Raw genomic sequence first — 25657 nt, 5'->3', positions numbered from 1 at the left:
TACCCGCACAACTCAACCGGTGGGAGCCGCATCATTCAATCGCTTGCCGTTGTTTTTGTCGTTGGGGAATGGATAAAGGTTCTTGGCGGATGGGAGATTGTCCGCACTGCTGGAGCAAATGCAACGCTACCCGTTGTAGGGCTAGGTCCTGTTCAATGTCTAAAAAAGCTTGGAGGTATAAGGCCAGTTCTCTCGGGTTCGGAGAGTCTGGACTGGGCTGATTTTGCCATTGTTGTAACTGACGCAGGGCAATTAATTTCTGCAGGCGATCGCCATGGGCCAGGTAATGCAAACAACGGTCAAAATCGGAAACTGGGGCAGTGAGTAATTTGGGAGCAGCCACTTTTCGCCGTTGCCAGAGCAATAATCCTACTGTAGCGAGGGAACCCAAACCCTGCAAAATAATGCCCGTGGCCAACCAAGGATTTTCCACTTCCGACCACACCATGGTGGCCATATAGGTGCCGACCGCAGTTAAACCACCTCCACCACCGGCAATGGTCAATCGACCCTGGGGTCCAGAAAAAAACTGGTGCCACTGTTTGGCTTGGAGTTCCTGGTGATGGGTCAAAAGCCAATAGACCAACCGCATACTACCTACCCCCAGGCCCGTGGCAAGCATCAGTCGCCATTCCGTTGCCCAGAGCATAGTCACCAAAAAAGCCCCCCCACTCCAGGGGCCCCAACGGTATAGCCAGCGATACTCAGTCAAACGAAGGGCCAGGGCTGTAATTTCCTTGGGGGAAAGGGGCAAAAACTGACCGGTTGATTTCACCGACGTAGCCGATTTTTTGGAGGGAAACCAAACCTGGGTCACAGCAAATTCCTGCGATGTGTGATGATGGCCATATTGCCCTTGTCAGGCAGTCTATTTACTATATCAAGATTCGACATGGAGACTTTTTGGCCAGAGGTTTTGAGCTTTTGTCAGTCCACCACCAAGGCGATCGCCACAGAGTTGGTGGCCCAATCCGCCAGAATCCCTGCCCAACGCAAAGCCGACGGTAGTTTGGTCACCGCCGCCGATCAATGGTCTGACCAGGAATTGCGCCAACGTATTGCCGTCCAATTTCCCGACCATGGAGTGCTGACGGAGGAAACCGCCCACATTTTTCCTGCTAATGACTGGTGTTGGATTGTCGATCCCATTGATGGCACCACCAATTTCGCCAGGGGCATTCCCATCTGGGGCATTTCCCTTGGCCTACTCTACCGGGGCACACCAGTGTTTGGTTTTCTCCATTTTCCTTTACTACAGCAATCCTTTTGGGGCTATTGGCTAGAAAATTCTGGGTTAACCGGGCCCCAGGGGGCCTTTCTGAATGGGGAACCAATCCAGGTTAGTGACGCCGAGCCTAGTCAAAATCATTTGTTTAATCTTTGTGCCCGTAGCGCCGGAATTTTAACCAATCCCTTTCCCTGTAAATTGAGGCTCATTGGGGTTAGTAGTTACAATCTGGCCCTGGTGGCCCTAGGGGCTGCCCTCGGGGGAACGGAAAAAACACCAAAAATTTGGGACATTGCTGGAGCCTGGCCAATCCTGTTGGCCGCCGGAGGGGAATTTCTTTGCCTCCGCCCCGAACCATTGTTTCCGCTTACGATAGGAGAAGACTATGGCGATCGCCCCTATCCCTGCATTACCGCCAGTCGCAGGGAACTTATGGAACAATTCAAACCCCTAGTCTTAGCAGCGCAGTGAAGATGACCCGGAATAGATTTTTAAAGCACCCAGACTCCCCAGATTTGGGGCGAACATCAAAGTCTCCTGGTATTGAGGGAGCTTGATTGGGTAAATTTGTGCTCTACACCAAAACCTTGCTAAGGGATTTTCAAATTTTTTCATGGCCCATTGGTCTGACAAAAGTTAACCGTTGAGCGACGGAAATGGTACGAACAATTAACATTATGGCGAGCAAATTCTTTATATTTTTTGAAGATTTGCCCCCCCATGCAGGTAACTGTTGTTACAAAGCCTTGACATTGACTTTGTTAGATTAACAGGGAACTTTCAGTCAGGGGTCTAGATCGGTGAATCCAGTCTACATATCAGTCGTAGAGGGTAACCCCCATCTCCGCTCTCTATTGAGCTGGCACCTCCAGCAGAGCGGCTACCTTGTCCAACAATGTAGCGGTTTCCACCAAGCCCGCCAGGCATTTAATAACCAATTGCCCACCCTGGCCGTGATTGATTCTGACCTTACTGATGGGGATGGCATTGAGCTTTGCCGTTGGTTATATCAACAGCACCAGTCAATGATTTTTATTCTTTCCGCCAAGGACACAGAAAAAGACATTGTCCATGGGTTAAAGGCTGGGGCTGATGATTATCTAACCAAGCCCTTTGGCATGCAGGAATTTTTAGCCCGCATAGAATGTCTAATTCGCCGGGTCCGCACTGTGGCCGCCCCTTTGTTGTTGGATTATGGAGTACTAAAAATTGATTTGGTACAGCGTCGAGTGGAATATCAGGGCAATTTTGTCGACCTCACCCCCCAGGAATTCAGTTTGCTCTACGTGCTGACCCAAGCGGAAGGTAGTGCCCTCAGCCGCACAGAGCTACTCCGCCGGGCCTGGCCCGAGGCGATCGACAATCCCCGCACCATCGACACCCACGTCCTTTCCCTCCGGAAAAAAATTGAGACAGACCCCAGGCAACCCAGTCTAATTCAGACTGTGCGAAATGTGGGCTACCGTTTTAACTCGTCTATTTTGGAAGAGAAGAAAGTTGTGGCGGAGAAACCTGTTACCCTTTCCCCCGCCGGAGTCTCTGTACTTACCTAGGGGAAGAAAAACTGCCGTAATAAAGCTCCTCTGTTTTGACTGTCAACACCTGGGGAGGAGTAGCATCGGGGGGATACATCAAATCCACCGTCACTTCCCGTTGTTCCCCCGGTTGCATATTCAAAGTGATGAGGGGATTGCTCATTTCTCCCCGCCGTTGGGTGAGGTGAAAAAAGCGCTCCTGGGATTGGTTGTCTCCATCCACATAACTAACCCTGACGGTGCCCCGGAAAAATATCTGCCCGCTGGGTTGGCGCATAAAGAATAGGCGATCGTTATATTGATCCTGTTTGATCGGGGTTTGCAGGGTGAGGGAAACGCTTTGTCTATTATTGGTCACATTTTTGAGGGGCAGTTTCAACTGGTAATGAACGCCGTAGTTGCCATGGGCGAGGTAAGCGGTATCAGGGTAGCGGGCCAGCATAGGGGCACTCTGTACCTGTTGGGTGGCATAGGTACCCACACTGACGGTACTGAGGGGATAGGAAAAAGCTCTGCCCCGTTGGGGAATACTGAGGAATTGAGCCTTGGGGTTATCCACCAGGGTGGCTTGCCAAGAAGCCCCTTGGGAAATGCCGGCTACCCTTCCATAAATGGGGGTGCGGGGTGCTCCGGGGCGGATTTGGTCCGGCGGAGTGGGGGCCAAGTCTCTGGGGTAGGCCAAATAACCTCGATATAGCATTGCTTGCCAATTGTCCAACGTAGGGGGGCGATAGGTCACTTTGGGGGTAGGCAGGTTAGCGCCGGCGCTGGCAGTATCTACCACCGGGGTGTATTCTGGCACAGCGTACATAGCCAGATTGGCCATGTAAATAGGGCCATTGCTCTGGAGTCGGAGGTAAGTGGAACGGGCACTGCTGCGATTGATGGCCAGGGAAAATAACAATCTGGTTTGCCCCGGGGGAATAATCACTTGGCTGGGGAAGCCAGCTTGGGTGTTGCCCCGCAGTAATTGACTCATTAATTTAGAACCAGGGCCAGAGAAGAATTGTCCGTGGGGATCTTCTACGCTGGGGGCCAGGTTAATAAAGGGGGCATCGGGGCCGGTGAGGTAACTGCCACCCTGGAGAATGCGGACAGTGATGGTTCTGTCGGTGGGATTACCCATTAACACTCCTTGGTAAAGGGTGCGGGAATCCCTTGGCCGGGCGATGTGATGGGAGAAAAAGTCAAAGCGACCGTTGAGGGCTTTGTTGAGGTGGGCGTTGGGGTAGTATTTACGGTCTGCGGGAAAGGTGGAAAGTAAAATTCCTTCCCCTTCTACTACTTCTGGACTGTTGCTGTTAAAAACGGGTATTTGGTCAAGTTGCCCCGGCAAAGGTCTTATTTCCTGCGGCTGCACAATATAATCTGCTTCGATCGGCTGGATGGGGGCGGTGACGATTTGAGCCAACATCATGGGGGAAAGCAGTGGGATCATAGTTTGTCCGCTGAAATAGAATTTGACAGGCTGTTGGGAGTCATAAGGAAATTAGCTTTTACTTAGAGTGCTATTTGGAACTTGTCTTGTCAAGTTGCCGTCTCGGACTATTTGACTTTGTGGGTAGAGAATTTTTGCCTTCCCCAGGGGTCAGTGACCGGATTCTGGGGTTAAAACCGTTGATAGAGGGGTTATGACTGTGATTTTTCGTGGTTGGCTGAGTTTGTTACCTTCTAGCTTGGTTATTTTTTCGGCGATCGCCAGTGTAGGGAGTGTAGGGGCCCAGGAGCCGGGGGAAAACCCGTTAGATTTGGAGCCTGCCATGGTGGAAAGTAGTCCTACTTTGCAACGGTGGTGGGAGGAAACCCCCGATTTATTTGAGCAAAATAACAATGATCCAGCTTTTTTAACGAGGGTGCGCTTGGGTTATAACTATTTTCCCGACGATGACCAATCCAGTGGGGCGGCGATCGGCGTGGAAGACTTATTTGTTGGCCAATCCCCTTTGAGTGTGAGCGGTGACTATTACACCAATTTTGCTGGACAACAGGGGGGCGGGGCGAATCTGCAATACTATCTCTTGCCTCTGGGTTGGTACGTCAATGTCACTCCCCTGCTTGGTTACCGGGCGATCGCCCAAAATGATTACCACAGTGAGGGGTTTAATGTGGGGGGCAAAGTGGTCTTGGCCCTTTCCCGCACCGGAGCGGCGGACATCAGCTTCAGCCAAAATTTTGTTGCTCCTGGGGGCACAGCAGAAGTGGGCGTTAGCACCCTTTCCGTGGGCTATGCGTTGACTCCCCAATGGCGCATTGCCACAGATGTACAACGGCAAAATTCCCCCGCCTACCGGGAAAGTCGCTTTGGAGTTTATCTGGAGTGGCAACCCCAGCAACGTTAGCTGGGCTGGAAATCTTGCCAAACTGGTGGGGGAAACTTTCTGTGGTATGATGCTTAATCGCCGAGGAATCGGTGAACCCCAATTGTTGGGGGTGTGGCGGAATGGTAGACGCTGCGGATTTAAAATCCGTTGAGCCTTATAAGCTCGTGAGAGTTCGAGTCTCTCCACCCCCATTAAAACTTTCTCTTTTTTCTCCTAGGTTTAGGCTGGCTATTCGCTGGTCCCCACCATTTGTCCTAGGGCAGCTTGGCTAGCGGCCTGATAGATTTGCGTTAATGCCTGTTTAATTTCCCTGGCCACTTCGTAATTCAAAGGCAGATCTCCCAGGCGTTCAATCTGTTGCAGTGGGTTGTCCGGTGGGGCGATCGCCGTCAATTCCGGCACCAATTCCCCCCCATACTGCCAAAATTCTTTGATAGCTTGCTGTTGCTCTGCTTTGGTTTCTTTTTGGGGCTTGGCAATTGTTGTCCCTTCCTCCACATCAATATCAATGGCGATCGCCATTGAGTCACTCCAAAGATCTGGATCATAGGTGGCCAACTGGGCTGGACTAAGCTGTCGATAACAACTCAACTGCTCTAGCAACTCACTCCGGCTCCGACCCCGCAAACGAAAAATTACAAACGGATCTTCTTGAAAATGGTCTGCCAACTGATAGTACACCGCACCGATATGCTTGCAGGGATTGGCTTTGTCTGGACAGCTACAGCGGGAATGCACCTCCCCCAAAGTGAAGGGGAACAAATTTAAACCATTTTGCACAAATACCTGCTCAATGCTGGGGGGCATGGCTCCACCGAGCAACTGGGCTGCGTATAGGGCCTGTTGCGCTAGGGTTGCCACCACATAATGCCAATCCTCATCACTGAAGCAATCCAACCCCAGGGTGACTTGATAGGGGTCCACCTCTGTGCCCTGCACCAGGGCAGTTAGCTTACTCTCAACAAACTGCAAACTAAGGACATTGCCCTCCCTGGCATAATTCCTCGCCCGCTCGAGGCGCTTTTTAAATCGGTAGGAATCTAATAGCTCTAACCATCGATCCACCCACCATTGCCGTTGTTCGATCTTGGCTTCCATCAAATTTAGCAATTCTACCCTCTATGGCCAAAGGTTTCTGACTAAAATCACCACTGTAATTAATGGGGAATGGGGATTTTTCCCCAACCATCCTATAACGATTCCCATAGCGAAGATCGAGACGGTTAGAACCAACAGTCACTGAAACCTTCTCAGAAATAGATTTAAGATTTATCCCCGGTTGTCTTGTCCTAGCCTACCTAAAATTTTTTCTAAAGTTTTACTGGGGGGGGTTGTCATCCTCCTGTAGACAGAGCATCCTAGATATAGGAAATAGGTTCTAAAAACATACTGGGTACGAAAATCTTAATATGTTTGTCAATCAACATGGTTACAGTTTCGGCTTGAGTTGTGCCCTTGACGGCTTATCGAAGCGAGAAAAAGATGCACAGAGGCAAAATAAACTGTTGGAATTAGGTTTGTTAACCAATAGAAACAGCACTTTCTTCGAGGAGGCTACCCAAACCTTAGCTAGGAATCTGGGACTACCTATTTGTTTAGTGGGTTTGATGGTGGAAGATGAAATAAATATTGTATCTGCAGTAGGTATCTATAGATTGGGTGTGGGTAACCCTAATTTGGTTTCCCGGCAGATCAGTCGCAACGATGCTTACTGTACCCTGGTGGTGGATAGTGCCATGCCACTAATGATTACCGATGCTCTGGCGGAACCATTTTTTGCTGAGGGGGAATTGTACCAGCGTTATGGTATTAGGTCTTACCTGGGCACTCCCCTGCTAACCAGGGATGGTGTGTGTCTCGGAACCTTGGCGGCCCTAGACTTTTCTCCCCATGATTTTAGGGAGCCAGATGTGGCCCTAATGAATATGACTGCCCGTTGGTGCATGGGGGAAATTGAACACCAAGCTTGTCTCGCCGCTAACCAGGGGCAACCTGACCGCAATTTCAATAATGTTAATGTCCGGTTAAGTTCGATCGCCGGGGGGGAGAATAGTGCTTTTTCTGCCAACGGTAACAACTTGAATAAACCACAGACATCAGGGCGATCGGCCCATTCTCCAGAGGCAGTCAAACTGCAATTGGTGCCCCATTACCTAATCCGTACCCAGCGGGACCTCACAGCCGTGATCGGTATGGCCAGTGTTTTAAGGGATGAGGTTTTTGGCAAGCTGAATGACAAACAAAAACAGTATCTAGAAATTATTCACCAGAGTGGCCAACGGGTTAACCAAGCCATTGAGGAAATTATTGAACTGGAGCAGATTAAACCCGTTCGCCAGGGCTTACAAATTGTCAATGTCAATTTGGCCCTACTGGGGGAGTATTGGCAGGATAAAATGGCCGCAGTACTCGGTCAACAACGGCTTGCCCTCAAACTTTCCCTAGAATCGGGGCTGAAATATTGGCCCCTAGACAAAGTTAAGGCCAGACAGGGAATATATTACCTATTGCTTAGTTTGTTGGATGAGGGGGTAACAGATGGCACGTTACACATTCACACCTCCGCTGACCAAGACTATTTGCACTTAACTGTTTGGGTTGATTCTCCCCAGGGCCAGGGTTTGCCCCATGTGCTCCTACAGGATTTACTCACAGAAGGGGAAGCCAACCAAGCAGAAGTAAATATCCAGTTGACCTTGGAGTACTTAGCTCTGAAACTTCAGGGCCATAACCAAGAAAGTCAGGGTCACCATTGCCGACAAATTTTGGCTTTAACCCTCAGTTTTTATTTCATCAAAAGTCATCAGGGGCAGATTGCGCTACAGGGCAGTGCCCAGCGGGGTTACCGTTACTGGGTGCAATGGCCTAAAATGTCGCCCCAAGCCAATATCAACCATAGTCAGCCTAATCTTTCACCGTTAATCAACCAATCAGCTTAGCTCACAATAATGGCGAAATCTGACTCCCAACTGCTCCACCGTCAAATTTTGCGTCCAATATTCCAACAGGGCATGGCCAAAGGCCCAGGCATTGCGATCGGGGGACACTGGATTGTCCAGCAATAGGGGCCAGAGAGTGAGTAGATCAAAACTGGTATCGTCGTTATCCGCCGCCAATAAATTAAATAGGTCATAGGCCAATTGGAGCTTCCCCAACACTAGGGGCAATTGCTCAATGGGAATTTGCTCCGCTAGTAGATAGGCTAGGGCCGGAGAACCGGTGGTCAAGCTAGAAACAAATTGCAACACCGGACTTTTTAACAAGGCCGTCACCCCTTGGGTAGTGGTCATTTGCAGAGCATAACGGTCAATGATTTGGGCCGCGGCCAGGGAACGGGCCTCCAGATTGCGTAAAAAGCGGGCTAGCCTTTGTTGTTGGGCCGGGCTAACCACAGTTACTAGGGCGACGGAAAGTTCTTCTAGGCCCCAAGGCGATCGCCCCACCGCTTCATCCCCACTCACAACGGGCAAAACTTGTTCACAATACTGCCCTAATTGCTCTACCCGATACTGCACCGCTTCCCGGATGGATTTTTCCTTGGCTTGTTCCCCCGATCGCCAATTGTAGGGGGGTTGCCATTGTCGCACAGGGCGCAGTCGGTCCACCTGGGTTACCAAAAGAATTAAAGGGCGATCGCCCCCCAGGGTTTGGAGATCCCGCACAAAGTCCGCATCCATCTGCAAAGCCGGATCTAAAGCGGGATTGAGCAATAAAATTACGTCGGCCCGTTGGGCATAGTCCAACACCAGTTGCCGCAAATCCTTCCGTTGCCCCTGCTCATAACCAGGACTGTCCCAAAGCATGAGCATTTCTCCATCCCTGGTGCGCCATTCATACTTGGTAATTTCCGTGGTGCTGGGCAGTAAATCCGTCACCGCCAAATTGGTTTGAAAAAGGGCATTAATCAAGCTACTTTTCCCCGCCCCAGTGCGCCCTACCAATAAAACATTGACCGGCTGTTGCTCCACTTCCTGGGGGGATTGCCCCTGGGCCAAAATATTCTGCAAAGTCTGGCTTTTAGCCTTAACTAGCCCTGGGATGGAGTTTCCCCCGCTAGCAAAATTGTCCGGCAAATTACCGCTGGCCGGATTGTACAAGGCGATCGCCTGGCGACAGAGGGTACGCAGGGTTGCTTCCCGTAACTGTTGACTCAAATTAACCAACAATTGCTGAGTCGCTTGCTGATTACTTTGCTGACTAGCTAACCGAGCCGCCGCCGCCACCGGATTGAGCAGCCATTGCCCCCAATACCACACCTGCCAAATTTTCCTTAGGGATGGTTCCAGCTTTTGATAAACTTCGTAGGATTGATACACCCGAGCTAGTGAAACTTGGTTGAGGGTGGGGGAAAGGTTGGCAACCCAGCGGTCCATATCATCCACTGTGCCCCGGATTAAACCATAGGCATCCGGTACGTAGATGTTGAGTAGGGGATATTTCACTTCTGGGTAATAGGTCTGGGCCACTAACGTCACCACCTGCTGACATCTCTGCCAAAATAGGGGCCAATCCTGCCACGCTGGCACATCTTGACGGGAAGCCTGGAGAATCTCGTTTAACGCCTGCTCAATTTTCCCAACGTTAACGTCCGCCGTGGACTCTCCCAGGGAAATGGTAGGGAAAGATGTTTGTCCATTGGGAGCCGCTAAGGGAGCGGTCCACCGCACTAGCAACCAACGCCAGCCCAGGAAAATTAGCACCACCACTGCCCAAATCCAGTTCAAATGCCAAGCATTAATTTGCCAACTGGCCGCCACCAGCAAAAAGCTTATTACCCCGGCAATGGGCAAAATTAAAATACCCACCTGCCAGGGACGAAAACGGGAATTGGCGATCGCCATGGGGGCTCCCAACAAAAAACATTGTCCCCATGGTATGGGCCCAGGGACAAAGTTTCAACAGGGATACCGTGATAGACTGGAAGGTTGGATTACGCCTGCCTGGAAAGCTACTTGACTACCCTATCCCGACCAGGATTTGTCTCTAGATATACTTGCAAACCAACTTTTTTACTTCTTCTTCAACCATGGCTGACGATATTCGCATTTTGATGTGCCCCCCCGACCACTACGACGTGGACTATGTAATTAATCCTTGGATGGAGGGCAATATCCACAAATCCTCCCAGGAGCGGGCCGTAGAGCAATGGAAAAAACTACACCAGACCATCAAAGAATGCGCCATCGTGGACTTGGTGAAGCCGGCAAAGGGTTGGCCTGATATGGTCTTTACCGCCAATGCGGGGCTGGTGCTAGGGGAAAATGTCGTACTGAGTCGCTTCTACCACAAAGAACGCCAGGGGGAAGAACCCTATTTCAAAGCTTGGTTTGAGGAAAATGGTTTCACCGTTTACGAACTGCCCCAGGATTTACCCTTTGAAGGGGCCGGGGATGCCCTGTTTGACCGGGAAGGCCGTTGGTTGTGGGCCGGCTATGGTTTCCGTTCCGAACTAGATTCCCATCCCTACATTGCCAAATGGCTAGATACAGAAGTAGTCTCCCTGCGGTTAATTGATGAGCGCTTCTATCACCTCGATACCTGTTTTTGCCCCCTGAGTGGTGGCTATTTACTCTACTATCCCCCTGCGTTTGACGCCTATTCCAACCGGGTAATTGAAATGCGGATTCCGCCGGAAAAAAGGATTATTGTCGAGGAACTGGATGCGGTTAATTTTGCCTGCAATGCGGTCAATGTTAACGACATCATCATTATGAATTTGGTGAGTCGAACCCTGAAGGAAAAATTAGCTGAGGCGGGCTTTAAGGTGCGGGAAACTCCCCTGACGGAATTTTTGAAAGCGGGGGGAGCGGCCAAATGTCTAACCCTGCGGGTAACGGAGCCCATTTTGCCAGATGTCCATGCCACCGTTTCCATTGAAAGTCGGGTGATTCGCATGGAGGGTCATCTACTCGATGCCGGTATTCTGAACCAAGCCCTGGATTTGGTGGTGGAAAACAGCGGTAGTTTCCGGGTGCTGAACTTCAATTTAGGGGTGGAGCGCAACAGTACTTCCAGCGCAGAGGTAAGGGTTTCGGCCCCCTCCCACCAAATTATGGAAGAGATCATGACCGAGCTGATTGATCTCGGCGCAGTGCCCCCTCCCCAGGAACTCTGTGATATCAACACCGAAACGGTGACCCAAGGGGGGGTAGCTCCCGATGATTTCTATGTCAGCACCATTTACCCCACAGAGGTGCGGGTTAATTGCGAATGGGTCCAGGTGACAGGACAACGGATGGATGCGGCCATTGTGGTCACCAGCAATCCCCCTTCGGCCCGCTGTGTGCTCCTCCGGGATCTCCAGGTCGGCGATCGAGTCATGGTGGGAGTCGAAGGTATTCGTACCATCAAAAAAGTGGAATCCCATGAAGGCGGAACCCGCAAAGAAAATAAGGAATTTGCCTTCATGGCAGCGGGGGTTTCCAGCGAGCGTCGGGTAGAACTTTTGGTGGAACAAATTGCCTGGGAAATGCGACAAATCCGGGACCAGGGAGGCAAAATTGTTGTTACCGCAGGACCTGTGGTGATCCATACTGGAGGAGCCCAACACCTTTCCCATCTGGTGCGGGAGGGCTATGTCCATGCCCTACTGGGGGGCAATGCGATCGCCGTCCATGACATTGAACAGGCCACCATGGGTACTTCCCTGGGGGTAGATATGCAACGGGGCATCCCAGTGCGGGGGGGGCACCGTCACCATCTGAAAATTATTAACAGTGTGCGGCGCTACGGTGGGATCCGCCAGGCGGTGGAAGCTGGATTTATCAGCAAAGGGGTTATGTACGAATGCGTAAAAAATAACATCCCCTATTGCCTAGCTGGTTCCATCCGGGATGACGGCCCCCTGCCCGACACGGAAATGAACCTAGTTCGGGCTCAGAGCCGTTACAGTGAGTTAATTCAGGGAGCAGATATGATTCTGATGCTGTCCAGCATGTTGCACTCCATTGGCGTCGGCAATATGACTCCTTCCGGCGTAAAAATGGTCTGTGTGGACATTAACCCCGCTGTGGTTACCAAACTGAGCGATCGTGGTTCAGTGGAATCCGTGGGGGTGGTCACCGATGTGGGGTTATTCCTCAGTCTTCTGGTACGACAACTGCAACAACTCACCAGACCCTATAGCTTGGCGGAAACACTTTAATTGTCATAACAATTCCTCGCCCTGGATGTTAGTCCCCAGGGCCAGGGCTAGTGGATTAGCCAGCTCCGCAGTAGGTAAAAAAGTTTTAAGGGATGGGCACAAATCTTCCCTGTCTCCGAGGAACTATATTATACTTTTAGCGTCGGGGTCCAGACTTTGGCCCCAGCTAAAAATTGATTTTCGTGATTCACAAGCGAGGTTATCGTGTTAAACAAATCTGTTCAGATCCTCTCTGGAGTTGTGCTTGCTGCTGCGGCCTTAGGTTTTACAACCCCCGCCCAGGCTGAGCCTTTTCAAACTAAGGGTAACATTTTATTGAGCCAGCTTCCTGGCCATGACATGTATCTTCCCGACCCTGAGCAAATGAGCTTCGACGGTCTGGCGATCGGTCGGGTACGGGGCAAGGTTGGCAGTATCATCCAGGTTGAACTGTTACCCTACGGTGATTTCCCCGGTTACATTGAGGTAAGCGACAATAGCCGCATCTACCACTGGGATGGTGCCGGTGCCGCTGAACCCGGTGATGATGTTTTGCTCCAGCCCGTCTTTGATGACAATGGTAACTATATCCGCACTGACTTCTATTCTGCGGCCCACCCCACTTGGTTGACCCGTTTGGATCTCAAAGAAGTTCAAGACGTTACCATTTCTGAAATTAACTTCCAATCCTCTGAGCCCGTGTCCTTGCCCCCCGTAACTCGGTCTGCCCCTGCCCCCGTGGCTCCTGCTCCGGCCCCCGCCCCCATGCCCATCCGTGGTCTTTGGTAAGCTGTCAGGTTACGTAATGAACTTAATCTACCGGCCTGTTTAACGGCCGGACTTAGTGTCTATATCTTCCTAAGCGTTGTGTTCGCAGCGCTTTTTTTGGCGATCGCCGTCCAAACTTTACAATTCTCGCCGTCCCTCCAAGGCCCTAGCCAGGGTAACTTCATCGGCATATTCCAAATCCCCTCCCATGGGCAAACCAAAGGCAATGCGGGTAACCTTGGTAAAAGGTTGCAGGAGTTTGCCCAAATATAACGTGGTGGTTTCCCCCTCCACACTAGGACTAATAGCCAAAATTACTTCTTTGATTTCTGGCTGACTAACCCGATGTAATAGGGGTTGAATGGTCAATTGCTCCGGGCCGATGCCGTCCATGGGGGAAATTACCCCGCCCAACACATGGTACTTACCCCGGAATTCCCTAGTTTTTTCCAGCGCAATCACATCCCTGGGGTCACTGACCACACAGATAACACTGTTATCCCGTTGGGGATGGCGGCAAATATCACAGACAGGCTCAGCGGATAAATGGAAGCATACTTGGCATTGCCCCACCCGTTTTTTTGCGTCGAGGAGGGCTTGGGCCAAATTCTCCACCTCCGCATCAGGACGTTTAAGCAGATGCAGGGCAAGACGTTGGGCAGTTTTTGGCCCCACACTGGGGAGCCGTTGCAATTGTTCAATGAGACGGGCTAGGGGAGGAGTATAAATAGTGCCAAGACCTCTCTTTTGTAGGGGAAATTTTACTGATGGGGCCAAGTAAACAGCCGTGGAAACCAAGGGCCTGTGGGCAGGGGAATTGACAGCCACCTTCCCCATATATTGTGCTACGCTATCGCCAATTATCGGCAAACCTTTCTGGGGTAGTCTTCATTCACCGTGGATAGACCACCAGTTTTAACTATATCTATTCTTCGTCCATCAGTACGTCCTATGCCTCAAACCAAAGCCCACCTGAGAGTGACTACCCATTCTTGGCCTGGAGGTTTTCTGGCGGGGGAAGTGCGGGCTGGGGACTATGAGTGGCAATTTCACTGGAATTTTCGGGGGGGGAAATTACGAGTGCAACCATCCCTCGGGCGATCGCTTATTTTTGAACCCCTGGGACGTTTTTTGGAACGCAGTGATTATCAATTGGAACCCGGTGGGGATTATGAATTCACTCTCCGTAGCCGACTGTAGATAAGAATTAGGAAAAGTCCCCCAATCATCTAGTTTCAAAGTTACAGGAAAGTTACTAACAAGTTCTGTTCTACTGCCCAGCGATCCCTGGGGCAGTCGGGAGGCTAAAATTAGATCAGCCCTGTCTATTGTCTAGGTAGATTTGTGCCTAGGTTGTTCTGTCCGCTGTCCATTTTTGCAAGGTATTTTTTATGAAAGGTAAACCCGCCGTCCTCGCCCAACTCCATAAGCTACTGCGTGGGGAGCTAGCTGCTAGGGATCAATATTTTATCCATTCCCGTATGTATCAAGATTGGGGTCTGGAAAAGCTTTATAGTCGGATCGACCATGAAATGCAGGACGAAACGGCCCATGCCAGCCTGTTGATTGAGCGCATCCTGTTTCTGGAAGAGACCCCCGACCTTTCCCAACAGGACCCAATTCGGGTGGGGAAAACCGTGCCGGAAATGTTGCAATACGACCTGGACTATGAGTATGAAGTCATTGCCAACCTGAAGGAAGCAATGGCCGTGTGTGAACAGGAGCAAGACTATCAAAGCCGGGACCTATTGCTGAAAATCCTAGCCGATACGGAAGAAGACCATGCCTATTGGTTAGAAAAACAGTTGGGGCTGATTGAAAAAATTGGTCTCCAAAATTATTTGCAATCTCAAATGAGCTAGGTTTGATTGGTTTTAAGCAACGATGACCCCATAAATCTCCCTCTTTCAAGACCTAGGGATTTTAGGGGGGACGGTTTTCCATAACAAAAATCTACCCCAGCAAAACCCTCTGTCGAGATCAGCCAGGAAAAAAGTCAGGGTCGGCCCCATTCTAGCCAGCGAATTGCCAGTTTTTTCCCCTCTTGCTGAACGATAACCGACACCGCTTCGAGAAAATCTTCCCCTTCCAGGGAAACATAGACCCAGGCTAGATCATTAGCTTCCATGGGGGGATATTGCCAGTCGGTGAGGAGGCAGTCTGCCATGGCGATCGCCCTCTGGATGGGGCCAGAACCATAGTAAATCATGGTTTCCACATCGGCCCGCAGAGTGGAGGGTGAATACTGGCGTTGGAGTGCAGAGCACAGTAGCCCGTGGGCCTTAGCATAATCACCCTGGGCGAGGTAGTCCCCAAATTGTTGGGCGAGGCCTATGGCTGGATTAGGCATTTGACAAAGGTTTAATAGTGTTCATCGAGCAAACTCCCCCAGCATTTTCACTTCTGGCTCTAAGAGGATGCCGTAGTGTTTTTCCACTTCCCCTTGCACATGGAAAATGAGGTTGAATACATCCTGGGCTTTAGCATTGTCAATATTAACGATGAAGTTCGCATGGCGTTGGGATACTTCCGCGCCACCAATGCGGTAACCCTTGAGTCCTAATTCTTCAATTAAACGGGCTGAATAAAGGGGCGTGGGATTGCGGAACACGCTGCCACAGTTGGGTTTGTCGTAGGGTTGGGTACTTTTGCGTTGATGTAAATTACGGGTGGTGCAGCCCATGATTTCTTCCCTGGTGAATCCCGGCGTTAACTTAAACGTGGCATCCACCACCAGGCGATCGCCAAGATGTTTTTGTAGATTAGAGGTGCGATAACTGAAACCTAATTGCTCGTTGGTTAAAACTTCTAAACCGCCGTCGGGACGCATTACCGTCGCTTCCACCAATGTTTCCGCTGTGCATTGATTATGGGCCCCGGCGTTCATCACCACAGCGCCCCCCACCGTACCGGGAATGCCCACAGCCCACTCCAGTCCTTGCCAGCCTCGTTTTGCGGCCTGCCAACCTACTTTGGCGATCGGTTCCCCGGCGGCCACGGTAATTAAACCCTGTTCTTCATCAAACTTGCTTTGCCGGAGATAACGGGTGCTTAGTACCAAACCGGCTAAGCCTTGGTCACTAATTAACAGGTTTGACCCGGCCCCTAAAAAAGTTAACGGTAAATCCTGACCCTGAAACCAGTCCAATACAGCGACTAAATCCTCCAGGCAACGGGGGGCCGCATACCACTCCGCTTTGCCTCCCACTCGATAGGTAGTGAATTCCGCCAGACTTGTTTCAGGCTGAATAATAGTCCCTGTTCCCGCCAAGGCGATCGCCGGAGTTTCCATGGGGGTGGGACGGGTAGCGGGGGAAATAATCATGGCGGTTGGTCCGGAAAATTAGCGGGACAGGAAGAAACGGTCAAAGATAACCCTAGGTTAGTTTGCCCAGCCTAGGCGCAGGCCGCCAGTACCGGCGCAATCTGCTGATTGAGGTTGCCCGCCCCTAAAAATAGCGCCAAATCACCACTCTGCAAAACTTTAGGCAAAAATTCCCTCAATTCCGTCAATCGGGGCTGGTAAACCACATGCCCATGGTGTTGACCCACCGCCTTAGCTAAATCTTCCCCCCGGATGTTGTAGGGATTTTGCTCCCCAGCACTGTAAATATCAGTTAAGACCACCAAATCCGCATCCTTAAACGCAGTGGCAAATTCCGCCATAAAAGTATGGGTCCGGCTGTAGCGATGGGGCTGGAAAATGGCCACTACCCGTTCGTATTTGCCATGGGTTACTTTTTGCTTAGCGGCGGCTAGGGTTGCCAGCAGTTCACTAGGGTGGTGAGCGTAGTCATCAATAAAGGTAATGCCGTTGCAGTAACCTTTGCACTCAAAGCGCCGTTTGGCACCATTAAAACTGGCGATCGCCTGGGCAATAACGGGGAAATCTAAACCGAGTAAACGGCCCACCGCCACCGCGGCCAAGGCATTACTAATGTTATGGTCACCGGGCAAAGTCACAGTCATGGTGCCCAAACAAACTCCCCTCTCCCATACTTCTACCTCATTACCATGGGCTTGACGCTTAATTTGCCGGGCCTGGTAATCCGCTTCGGGATGATTTTCTAAACTATAGGTAATGGTGGGGGAAAGATGTTGCCGCACCACACCACAGTCCAAACAACCGATTAAAGTTTGGCAATGGGATTCAAAAGTACGGAAAATTTCCACCACCTCGGCCAAGGTGGAGTAATGGTCGGGATGGTCTAATTCAATATTGGTGACAATGCCGATCTCTGGATGGTGCTTGGTCAAGGAGCCATCGGACTCGTCCACTTCCGCCACCAAATACTCCCCCGAACCCAGATAAGCATTACCCTGCCAAGCATCCACTTCCCCTCCCACCACAATGGTGGGGTCTAACCCAGCTTCCTTTAATACATAGCCAATTAAGCTACTGGTGGTGGTTTTGCCGTGGGTGCCCGCCACCCCAATGCCCCGGGACTCCGCAATCAAGGCCGCCAAAATATCGGAGCGGTGATAGATAGGACAATTTTTGGCGATCGCCCCTTGGTACTCTAAATTTCCCTCATTAATGGCAGTGGAGCACACCACCTGGGGTAAACAATGGGTTTGGTAGCGGCCATTGCCGTTGACTCCGTTGCTGGCCGATTCGGCAATCTGCTCCAGGGTTAAACCTGAACCGGGGGAGCCAGTGGGTAAAGCCACCGCTGGGTTAACTTGCAGGGATTGAAAATAGTCTAAATTCTCCGGCACCTGATCTTGGAAGATTTTTGCCCCCACGGACTCCAGGCGATCGGTAATATGGGTGCGGCGTAGGTCAGAGCCCGACACAGGCAGATGGCGTTTTGCGAGGACGTAGGCCAAAGCCGACATACCAATGCCCCCAATTCCCAAGAAATGGAAAGGACGACCACTAAAATCCACAGCACCCACAGCAACGCTCCTCACAAGCCATAAATGTTAACGTCTACAATCACCTGCCGGTTCACCGCACCTGTAATTGAGCGACATCATAGCAAAAACTCTACCCCCAGGCATAGACAAAACCCAGAGGCCACGGTAAACAGCGACGGAGAGAAAGGGAAAAAGATTCCCACCCCCCCTTTGAAATTCGGGATCTAAGTGTTCAGGCAATAGGATATGATTGGTGTCATTAATAATCCTTAAATGTACTGAGCTAAAACAGAGAGGGCAAGACGAACGTGACTAGAGTAGCAATTAACGGATTTGGACGGATCGGACGCAACTTTCTCCGTTGCTGGCTGGGGCGCACCGATAGCCAGTTAGAAGTAGTCGGTATCAACGACACCTCTGATCCCAGAACCAATGCTCACCTTTTGCGCTACGACTCCATGTTGGGTAAGTTGGATGCGGACATCAGTGCCGACGAAAACTCCATTACCGTCAATGGCAAGACTATTAAATGTGTTTCCGACCGGAATCCCCTCAATTTGCCCTGGGCAGAATGGAATGTAGATCTAGTCATCGAAGCCACCGGTGTTTTTGTTACCCATGAAGGGGCCACCAAGCACGTTCAAGCCGGAGCCAAAAAAGTTTTAATCACTGCTCCTGGCAAGGGGCCCAACATCGGCACCTATGTGGTGGGGGTCAATGCCCACGAATATAAGCACGAAGAATACGAAGTAATTAGTAACGCTAGTTGTACTACCAACTGCCTCGCCCCGATCGCCAAAGTAATCAACGACAATTTTGGCATCATCAAAGGCACCATGACCACCACCCACAGCTACACCGGAGACCAACGGATCCTCGATGCTAGCCACCGGGATCTACGCCGGGCCCGGGCTGCTGCCGTTAACATCGTGCCCACCTCCACCGGAGCTGCCAAAGCGGTGGCCCTGGTAATTCCTGAACTGCAAGGCAAATTGAACGGTATTGCCCTGCGGGTGCCCACCCCCAACGTTTCCGTGGTGGATTTGGTAGTACAAGTAGAGAAAAACACCATCGCTGAACAGGTTAACGGAGTGCTCAAAGAAGCAGCCAACACCAGCCTTAAAGGAGTGTTGGAATACACCGATTTGGAATTGGTTTCCAGCGACTTCCGGGGCACGGATTGCTCTTCCACTGTGGATGGTAGTCTGACCATGGTAATGGGCGGTGACATGGTTAAAGTCATTGCTTGGTACGACAACGAATGGGGCTATTCCCAACGGGTGGTGGACTTGGCTGAAATTGTGGCTAAAAACTGGAAATAGGTTTACTCACTGATTTTTGGGCTCATTAACGCAGTAAAAATTGACTAGGTAATAAACACCCTTAGTTTTGCTTAATCCTCCTTACCCTAGGGGGATTTTTCTTGCTTATGCCCATTTTGTCGCCATGGTTGTCACAGAAATGCTTTCAGGGTTATGGTTTGAAAGGTTCCATTTCCTTAACCCGGCGAAACTTTCCCCATGTCGTTTTTAACCTTTGATACCGAGTCCAACCAACGGAAAAGCTTTGAACTGCCCGGTGCTAAGCCCCACTACAATCCAGATCGCCCGGGGCAGGTAAATCATATTTTTTTGGACTTGAAAATCAACCTGGAGGAACGGCATTTACAGGGAGTTTGTCGCATCGCCCTCACGCCGGTGCGAGCTGGCATTGAGCAATTGACGTTGGACGCAGTGGACTTGAAAATTGCCTGGGTCTTAATTAAGGGGGTGAGCCAAAGCTTTGACTATGACGGGGAAAAATTAACCATCAACCCATTGCAACCCCTGGGAACGGAACCGGTCACCCTGGAAATTCAGTACGAATTGAAAAATCCCCGCCGGGGCATTTATTTTATCCAGCCCGATCGCCATTACCCCGATAAGCCGGTGCAAGTGTGGACCCAGGGGGAAGATGAAGATTCCCGCTATTGGTTCCCCTGTTTTGATTACCCAGGACAATTGGCCACATCGGAAATTCGGGTGCAGGTAGCCAAACCCCATCGGGTTATTTCCAACGGCAGTTTAATTGAGCAAAAAGATTTAGGCAATGAGCAAATTTTCCACTGGTCCCAAAGTCAAATTCACCCTACCTATTTAATGACCCTGGCGATCGGAGACTTTGCCGAAATAGTAGATCATTATGGCGATCTGCCAGTGCGCTACTACGTGGAAAAAGGAAGGGAAGCCGATGGACAACGGAGCATGGGCAAAACTCCCCGAATGATCGAGTTTTTTAACCAAACTTTTGGTTATCCCTATGCCTACCCCAACTATGACCAAGTTTGCGTGGCAGATTTCATTTTCGGGGGCATGGAAAACACTTCCACCACCCTATTAATGGACCGGTGTTTACTAGATGAACGGGCGGCATTAGATAACCGCAATACGGAAAGTTTAGTAGCCCATGAATTGGCGCACCAATGGTTTGGGGATTTAGTTGTTGTTAAACATTGGTCCCATGCTTGGCTCAAGGAAGGTATGGCTTCCTATGCTGAGGTTTTATGGACAGACCATGAATATGGCCAGGATGAGGCGGCCTATTACCTGTTGGGGGAAGCTCGTAACTATTTAGCAGAGGATAGTTCCCGCTACCGTCGTCCCATTGTTACCCACGTTTATCGCGAAGCCATTGAGCTTTACGATCGCCATTTGTATGAAAAGGGAGCCTGTGTTTACCACATGATCCGGGCGGTGTTGGGGGATGAGCTATTTTTTAGAGCTGTCCATACTTTTGTGAATGACCATGCCCATGGCACTGTGGAAACTGTGGACTTACTGCGGGCCATTGAAAAGGCTACGGGCTTTAATTTACTCTGGCTGTTTGATCAGTATGTTTTCCGGGGCGGTCACCCTGAATTTAAAGTTAGTTACAGTTGGGATAATGACAATAAATTAGCCAAGTTAACGGTGACCCAAACCCAAGCCAAGGCTAATAGTGACCACAAAGATTTGTTTAACCTAAAAATCCCTGTTGCTTTTAATTTTTTAGACGGAGAAAAAGTTACCAGTCAAGTTATTCCTTTACAACTCAAAGAACGGGAGCAGGTTTTTTATTTTCCCCTAACCCGTAAGCCAGATTTTATCAGTTTTGACCAGGGCAATAATTTCCTTAAAACCGTAGAATTAGCCTATCCTTTAACGGAATTAAAAGCCCAATGTACCCATGACCCCGATCCCATTGCCCGCATTCAAGCGGCGATCGCCATTGGCAAACAAGGCGGTTTGGAAGCGGTGGAATTTTTAGGCGAAAGATTGCAAAAAGAAGCTTTCTGGGGTGTGCGGGTGGAGATTGCCGAGCAATTAGCGGGTATTAACCTGGAACAAGCGGGAACGGCATTAATCAATGGTTTAGACAAAAACGACCACCCCAAAGTGCGGCGGGCGATTATTTCAGCCTTAGCCAAGGTAAAAACCGAAGCTAGTTACGAAGCTTTGAAAAAATGTTTGACCCAAGGAGAAACCAGTTATTACGCTGAAGCGGCAGCGGCGACGGCCCTGGGTGCCCTCGGCACTGGTCTGCTCAAAAATAACGAAGGGGAAATTATTCAACAATTGACAGAAGTTTTAAAAAATCGCTCCGGCTGGAATGAAGTTGTCCGTTGTGGGGCGATCGCCGGTTTGAGCCAACTGACCACTTCTGCCCAAGCGGTGGACGCAATTTTAGCCTATACTGCCAATGGTACGCCCCAACCCCTGCGTTTAGCTGCCATTCGAGCTTTAGGTGCTGTTTCCATCGGTCAATCCCCGGAAAAGTTAACGGAGATTCTGGAACGACTAACGGCGATCGCCCAGGAAGAATTTTTCCTCACCCAAGTTTCTGTTACTTCTGCCCTTGGCCAAATGGAAACCCCCAAGGCGATCGATATTTCGCAAAATCTTGCCAACCAAACCCCCGATGGTCGGGTGCGGCGCATGGCGGAAGAGGCGGTTAAAAAAGTCCAAGCCAAAATTGGCAGTGACGAAAAAATTAAAAATTTGCAAACTAACCTGGAAAAACTCCAACAGGAAAATCAAGATCTCCAAAGTCGCCTTGCTAAATTGGAAACTGTGATTAAAGCATCAACCGATACATCCGTCACGAACCTTTAGAATAATGTGGACAGATGCAAATTCTCGAATGTAAAGACGATCGCCAAAATAAGCTACCAACACAAACAAAACCCCATGCGTACTTTTACCCTTGCCTTACTGGCGATCGGCACCCTGGCACCTTCAGCCAGCGCCCAAACGGAAGAATTTAATTGGTGGTTGGACTGGGTTAAATCTCGCACCAACAATGAACCGATACCAGTTCAGATTCGCTCTCCTCAAGCATTACCGGCGAAGTTTAACCAGCCTAGGCAAGATTTAGAACAATTACAAAGACAATACACTCCCTATAGATATCGCAGTAATTCCAATCAAGTTAACTCAATTCCAATCACCGTAGAAGAGCGATTTAGTAATACCCCAAACAGTAGCAATGGTGTGGTCATTCCATCCACCTCAACTTCGACCATTGCTCCCGTTTCTAGCCAACCACCCCAAATACGCCAGGGATTACAGAGAAATGACTACATTGAGATTGATTTTCCTTCCAGCCCTCCCAATCTCCCCACCAGGACAGAAGTAGAATTCATTCCTCGCTCTGCACTGCCGACCCCTCTCCGTACTCGCTACCCTGGTGGCCCAACAGTCAAAGAAACTGAGTCCCGCATAGTGAGAAGACTTTGCACTGAGTACAAGCGGGGATTAACGCCTGGTGAATTGGATGAATTAGCCCGTAATTTAGTGGAAAAGAACCGGCTGTATCTCAGTGGTGAGGGCAAAAGTCCCCGTGGCTATGCAATAGACGCAAGGAACACCAAGAAATGCTGATGAAGATCACTAAACCGAGGTTGTTGTCAGTACAAAATATAGGACTGCGATAAGTCTATTTCCTTAGCTCTGCCTTTTATCCTACATTCCGCAGGTAGTGTATTTTTATTTATGGTTGAGTACGACACCAAGCCCATTTCAAGCTTTTCCTTTTTGCCCTCAGCCCAAAAGTGCAAAAAGACTACGCTATAGGTGGTATATTTGTGAAAAATTTACCACTATTAGTGGAACCTGCGGAAGGTGGGCTTTCGTTATAACCTGCTGTCGCCATGGCATTGCAATTCATCATTTTTTCTGTTTGAATCAGCTTTTTATTAAGCGACCACAACGGGGGTCAGATGGTAGACACGAGCAAGACTAGACGCAGTTTTAACATCATTTCTGCGCAGGGCCAGCCTGAGTTGATCAAGTTTTTGCGCTTCTGTAAGAGATAAGTAAGGAGACCAATCATGATCAGTGTAGGTTAGCTCAACTTGAACTTCTGCCATATAGTCCCCTTCGTGAATAATTTTTGTTTGGGTTCTGGTGTTCATAATTTTCTTGTTTTGTAGTCGTTTTCCCATTTGTTGTTACTAGGCCGATAAGCCGTAATTAAAACAGCGGGAGAATCTGAATTTTTGGGTATTCCCCAAACGGCATGGATAGGCTGATTTTGTAAATCTTTTTGTAAAACAAGGACACAAGCTCCTTTGGGATAATCAGGATAGTCTTCTATAACCTCGGCTTGATTCACGCTGGACAGAAGTTCCGTCACAAAAATGTTATCGCTGGCCAGTTCGTCGTAGCCATGGGCAGATATTTTAACTTCCTGTTTCTCTATCAATTGTAAAATCTGCTGAAAAGTGTGGCTCATACTTGTTGTTCTTGGCGATCGCCTCTTCTTATTTACTAGCAACTTCAAGCCATCCTTCCACAGCTTCTTTGACCATTTCCATCAGATGATCGTAACTATTCCCCCAAGTGTGACATCCAGGCAAAGCAGGAACAGAAGCGCACCATTGGTCTTGTTCTTGCCAGACTAATACTTTCAGCTTCATAAAATTTGGGTGTAGGGTTTGGTTGATTATATTGTAGACAACCATCTAGGGACGATGATTTAATCTTCATTCCCAAGATTTACTACTTCTAGCTAAACAAGCAGAACCATAGGCCGCTTCTGACTGAACGGATTTTTGTACCGGAACCTGGAGCAAATTTTGCCGAATAGTTTGCCAAGTTAAATTCTGTGCCCCACCCCCAGCAGTAAACACCTTTGTTAAGGTTGTTGCCCCCAACTTTTGCAACTTTTCATAACCCTGGGCTTCAATGCGAGCTAAACCTTCCAATAAACCTTGTAAAAAAATTGCATCATTCTCTGGTCTGGGTTCCAAGCGGGGTAATAAATTAGGGTCATTAATGGGAAATCTTTCCCCCGGTTGCAAAAGGGGATAGTAATCTAAGTCACTAGGTTGATGGGGATTAATTTTGGCACTTAATGCTGTTAACTGCGTTGACGAAAAATAATGTTGTAACACTGCTCCCCCCGCATTGGAAGCTCCCCCCGTTAACCATAAATCGCCTAGACGATGGCTATAAATACCGCTAGCTAGATCCGTCACTGGCTTTTCACTTAGTAACTTCAGCACCAGAGTGGAACCCAAAGAAGTGACCGCTTCCCCTGGTTGCGTTGCGCCACTGGCTAAAAAAGCAGCAATGCTGTCCGTGGTGCCGGCACAAACCAAATAATTTTTAGGGAATTTTTCTGCGTTGGCAATGCTGGGAGATAAGCGGGAAATTGCTTTACCGGGGGCAATTACTGGAGGTAAAAGGGCAAACCAAGAAGCATTTTTTAACCAATCAGGATAGGTTAAATTGTGGGGATTGTAGCCCAGCTTGAGGGCATTGTGATAATCACTAACGGGTCTGCCACCATGGAGCAAACTTGCTAACCAATCCGCTTGATGACAAAAGTAATTAGCTCGTTCAAACTCCGGTTGTTGGGAGTACCAAAGCAGTTTGGCTAGGCTAGAAGTAGCACTTTGCACTAAATGATCTGCTGGAGCTATTGCTGATAATAAATGCTTAACTTCTTTGCCCCGGTCATCGTTATACAACAGAGGCTCCATTAACCCATTGCCTTGGCTATCCAACAGTAAAACCGTGGAGGAAGTGCCATCAATGGCGATCGCCTGGATTTGACTGCTTAGTTCATCGGGAATTTGATCTAAAAGATGAAACAAACTTTCCCGCCAGATGGTAACCAATTGGGGGCCGGGAACCTGGGAAAACTGGACTTTTTCCTGCCAAATTAACTCTTTATTTTGATCAATTACCGCCGCCCTCGCCCCGGACGTACCAAAGTCTAAACCCAGGAACAATTTTGCTTGGTCAACCTTCTCCATAGGACTGGCCCAACTGAAAGGCGATCGCCTTGGTTTGCATCATCTTAAAAATGTTATAAAAACCATTGGCCCGGCTGGGGGTCAAGCTCACCTGTAAACCCGTCGCTTCAATGAAATCCGGCGTTAACTCGACAATTTCCGTGGGGGTTAAGCCGTTTAAACCCTGAATTAGTAAGGCCACCAAACCCTTGACCAATTGGGCATCGGAATCCCCCTGGTACATTACTTTGCCATCTTCCAGGTCAGCGGTGATATAAACCTGGGAAACACAACCTTGGACTTTATTAGCGGCAATTTTCCCTTCCTCCATCATCGGCTCCAGCTTTTTGCCGTACCACAACAACTGCTCATACCGTTTTTTGGGGTCAGTGTGCCGTTGGAAGCGTTCGACAATCTTAGCGAGATTGGGAGGTAAAGTAGCGTTGGCCATAACAAGGTTGGGAAAAATAATTGAGAGCCTGTTCATTGGGGTTCGATGCTGGCCCCAGATCAACCCACTAAAGCTCCGGTGACAATGGGCATTATGTAGCTTTTCTCCAGGGT

General features: G+C 49.6%; 24 protein-coding genes and 1 tRNA gene. 12 read left to right on the top strand and 13 right to left on the bottom strand.

What is annotated here, in order from left to right; all coding sequences use genetic code 11:
* Positions 1–31: 31 nt before the first annotated feature.
* A complete protein-coding gene (locus H6G46_RS10050; RefSeq protein WP_010874131.1) occupies positions 32–817 on the bottom strand; it encodes a hypothetical protein in 786 nt (261 codons plus the stop codon).
* Between the two features lie 75 nt (positions 818–892).
* Here H6G46_RS10050 and H6G46_RS10045 point away from each other — a divergent pair, with 75 nt between their 5' ends.
* Positions 893–1699, top strand: a complete 807-nt coding sequence (locus H6G46_RS10045; RefSeq protein WP_014407159.1) for an inositol monophosphatase family protein — start codon at positions 893–895, stop codon at positions 1697–1699.
* Between the two features lie 329 nt (positions 1700–2028).
* Positions 2029–2781 carry a response regulator transcription factor gene (locus tag H6G46_RS10040; protein WP_010874129.1) on the top strand — a complete coding sequence of 251 codons (753 nt, stop codon included), beginning with the start codon at positions 2029–2031 and terminating at the stop codon, positions 2779–2781.
* On the opposite strand, the gene H6G46_RS10035 is transcribed toward H6G46_RS10040, so the two are convergent.
* The gene (locus H6G46_RS10035; RefSeq protein ID WP_010874128.1) at positions 2774–4201 is read right to left on the bottom strand and encodes a DUF3370 domain-containing protein; all 1428 of its coding nucleotides are present in this window, start codon (positions 4199–4201) and stop codon (positions 2774–2776) included. The two genes, H6G46_RS10040 and H6G46_RS10035, sit on opposite strands and share 8 nt — an antisense overlap.
* A 193-nt stretch (positions 4202–4394) precedes the next feature.
* Here H6G46_RS10035 and H6G46_RS10030 point away from each other — a divergent pair, with 193 nt between their 5' ends.
* On the top strand, positions 4395–5102 hold the full coding sequence (locus H6G46_RS10030; RefSeq protein ID WP_010874127.1) for a hypothetical protein: 708 nt from the start codon (positions 4395–4397) through the stop codon (positions 5100–5102).
* 87 nt (positions 5103–5189) lie between these two features.
* Positions 5190–5275, top strand: a tRNA-Leu gene (locus H6G46_RS10025).
* A gap of 37 nt (positions 5276–5312) precedes the next feature.
* Here the strand turns inward: H6G46_RS10025 and H6G46_RS10020 are convergent.
* Positions 5313–6182 (bottom strand): SWIM zinc finger family protein, encoded by an 870-nt coding sequence (locus tag H6G46_RS10020; protein WP_010874126.1) that lies wholly within the window; start codon positions 6180–6182, stop codon positions 5313–5315.
* A gap of 311 nt (positions 6183–6493) precedes the next feature.
* Here H6G46_RS10020 and H6G46_RS10015 point away from each other — a divergent pair, with 311 nt between their 5' ends.
* The gene (locus H6G46_RS10015; RefSeq protein WP_010874125.1) at positions 6494–8023 is read left to right on the top strand and encodes a GAF domain-containing protein; all 1530 of its coding nucleotides are present in this window, start codon (positions 6494–6496) and stop codon (positions 8021–8023) included.
* Here the strand turns inward: H6G46_RS10015 and H6G46_RS10010 are convergent.
* Entirely contained in the window at positions 8015–9940 is a 1926-nt protein-coding gene (locus H6G46_RS10010) for a GTPase family protein (protein WP_228670065.1), read from the bottom strand. The genes H6G46_RS10015 and H6G46_RS10010 overlap by 9 nt on opposite strands.
* A gap of 170 nt (positions 9941–10110) precedes the next feature.
* Here H6G46_RS10010 and H6G46_RS10005 point away from each other — a divergent pair, with 170 nt between their 5' ends.
* Complete coding sequence (locus H6G46_RS10005) at positions 10111–12228, top strand: TIGR00300 family protein (protein WP_010874123.1); 2118 nt, start codon at positions 10111–10113, stop codon at positions 12226–12228.
* Between the two features lie 240 nt (positions 12229–12468).
* Positions 12469–12996 carry a hypothetical protein gene (locus H6G46_RS10000; RefSeq protein ID WP_223211305.1) on the top strand — a complete coding sequence of 176 codons (528 nt, stop codon included), beginning with the start codon at positions 12469–12471 and terminating at the stop codon, positions 12994–12996.
* 117 nt (positions 12997–13113) lie between these two features.
* Here H6G46_RS10000 and recR read toward each other — a convergent pair whose 3' ends face one another.
* Positions 13114–13812: a recombination mediator RecR gene (gene recR, locus H6G46_RS09995; protein ID WP_010874121.1), complete on the bottom strand. Its 699-nt coding sequence runs from the start codon at positions 13810–13812 to the stop codon at positions 13114–13116.
* A 60-nt stretch (positions 13813–13872) separates the two neighbouring features.
* On the opposite strand from recR, the gene H6G46_RS09990 reads away from it, so the two are divergent.
* Positions 13873–14175, top strand: a complete 303-nt coding sequence (locus H6G46_RS09990) for a DUF3146 family protein (protein ID WP_010874120.1) — start codon at positions 13873–13875, stop codon at positions 14173–14175.
* 191 nt (positions 14176–14366) lie between these two features.
* Positions 14367–14837, top strand: coding sequence for a bacterioferritin (gene bfr / locus H6G46_RS09985; protein ID WP_010874119.1), 471 nt, complete (start codon positions 14367–14369; stop codon positions 14835–14837).
* A 134-nt stretch (positions 14838–14971) separates the two neighbouring features.
* On the opposite strand, the gene H6G46_RS09980 is transcribed toward bfr, so the two are convergent.
* The 3 genes from H6G46_RS09980 to murC all read right to left on the bottom strand — a co-directional run bounded on the left by H6G46_RS09980 (position 14972) and on the right by murC (position 17889).
* Positions 14972–15325, bottom strand: a complete 354-nt coding sequence (locus tag H6G46_RS09980) for a hypothetical protein (protein ID WP_010874118.1) — start codon at positions 15323–15325, stop codon at positions 14972–14974.
* 21 nt (positions 15326–15346) lie between these two features.
* Positions 15347–16300 carry a UDP-N-acetylmuramate dehydrogenase gene (gene murB, locus H6G46_RS09975; RefSeq protein ID WP_010874117.1) on the bottom strand — a complete coding sequence of 318 codons (954 nt, stop codon included), beginning with the start codon at positions 16298–16300 and terminating at the stop codon, positions 15347–15349.
* Positions 16301–16371: 71 nt separating this feature from the next.
* Positions 16372–17889, bottom strand: coding sequence for a UDP-N-acetylmuramate--L-alanine ligase (gene murC, locus H6G46_RS09970; protein ID WP_010874116.1), 1518 nt, complete (start codon positions 17887–17889; stop codon positions 16372–16374).
* 254 nt (positions 17890–18143) lie between these two features.
* Between murC and H6G46_RS09965 the strand changes: the two genes are divergently transcribed.
* The 3 genes from H6G46_RS09965 (at position 18144) to H6G46_RS09955 (ending at position 22733) form a co-directional block, all read left to right on the top strand.
* Positions 18144–19157: a type I glyceraldehyde-3-phosphate dehydrogenase gene (locus H6G46_RS09965; RefSeq protein WP_010874115.1), complete on the top strand. Its 1014-nt coding sequence runs from the start codon at positions 18144–18146 to the stop codon at positions 19155–19157.
* A gap of 198 nt (positions 19158–19355) precedes the next feature.
* Positions 19356–21965 (top strand): M1 family metallopeptidase, encoded by a 2610-nt coding sequence (locus tag H6G46_RS09960; RefSeq protein ID WP_010874114.1) that lies wholly within the window; start codon positions 19356–19358, stop codon positions 21963–21965.
* 75 nt (positions 21966–22040) lie between these two features.
* A complete protein-coding gene (locus H6G46_RS09955; protein WP_020861953.1) occupies positions 22041–22733 on the top strand; it encodes a hypothetical protein in 693 nt (230 codons plus the stop codon).
* Between the two features lie 314 nt (positions 22734–23047).
* Here the strand turns inward: H6G46_RS09955 and H6G46_RS09950 are convergent, their stop codons facing one another.
* The 5 genes from H6G46_RS09950 to H6G46_RS09930 form a co-directional block, all read right to left on the bottom strand.
* The gene (locus H6G46_RS09950; RefSeq protein WP_041425871.1) at positions 23048–23266 is read right to left on the bottom strand and encodes a hypothetical protein; all 219 of its coding nucleotides are present in this window, start codon (positions 23264–23266) and stop codon (positions 23048–23050) included.
* On the bottom strand, positions 23263–23586 hold the full coding sequence (locus H6G46_RS09945) for a DUF4258 domain-containing protein (RefSeq protein WP_010874112.1): 324 nt from the start codon (positions 23584–23586) through the stop codon (positions 23263–23265). Before H6G46_RS09945 ends, H6G46_RS09950 begins: the two co-directional genes overlap by 4 nt.
* Positions 23587–23614: 28 nt before the next feature.
* Complete coding sequence (locus H6G46_RS09940; RefSeq protein WP_071822676.1) at positions 23615–23770, bottom strand: type II toxin-antitoxin system HicB family antitoxin; 156 nt, start codon at positions 23768–23770, stop codon at positions 23615–23617.
* A 66-nt stretch (positions 23771–23836) separates the two neighbouring features.
* On the bottom strand, positions 23837–25114 hold the full coding sequence (locus tag H6G46_RS09935; protein WP_010874111.1) for an FGGY-family carbohydrate kinase: 1278 nt from the start codon (positions 25112–25114) through the stop codon (positions 23837–23839).
* Positions 25101–25580, bottom strand: coding sequence for a SufE family protein (locus H6G46_RS09930; RefSeq protein WP_010874110.1), 480 nt, complete (start codon positions 25578–25580; stop codon positions 25101–25103). The genes H6G46_RS09935 and H6G46_RS09930 overlap by 14 nt, the downstream gene beginning before the upstream one ends.
* Between the last annotated feature and the right edge of the window lie 77 nt (positions 25581–25657).

The sequence above is a fragment of the Synechocystis sp. FACHB-908 genome, assembly GCF_014698595.1.
Taxonomy (GTDB): Bacteria; Cyanobacteriota; Cyanobacteriia; order Cyanobacteriales; family Microcystaceae; genus Synechocystis.
This window is presented reverse-complemented; position numbering and strand designations above follow the sequence as displayed.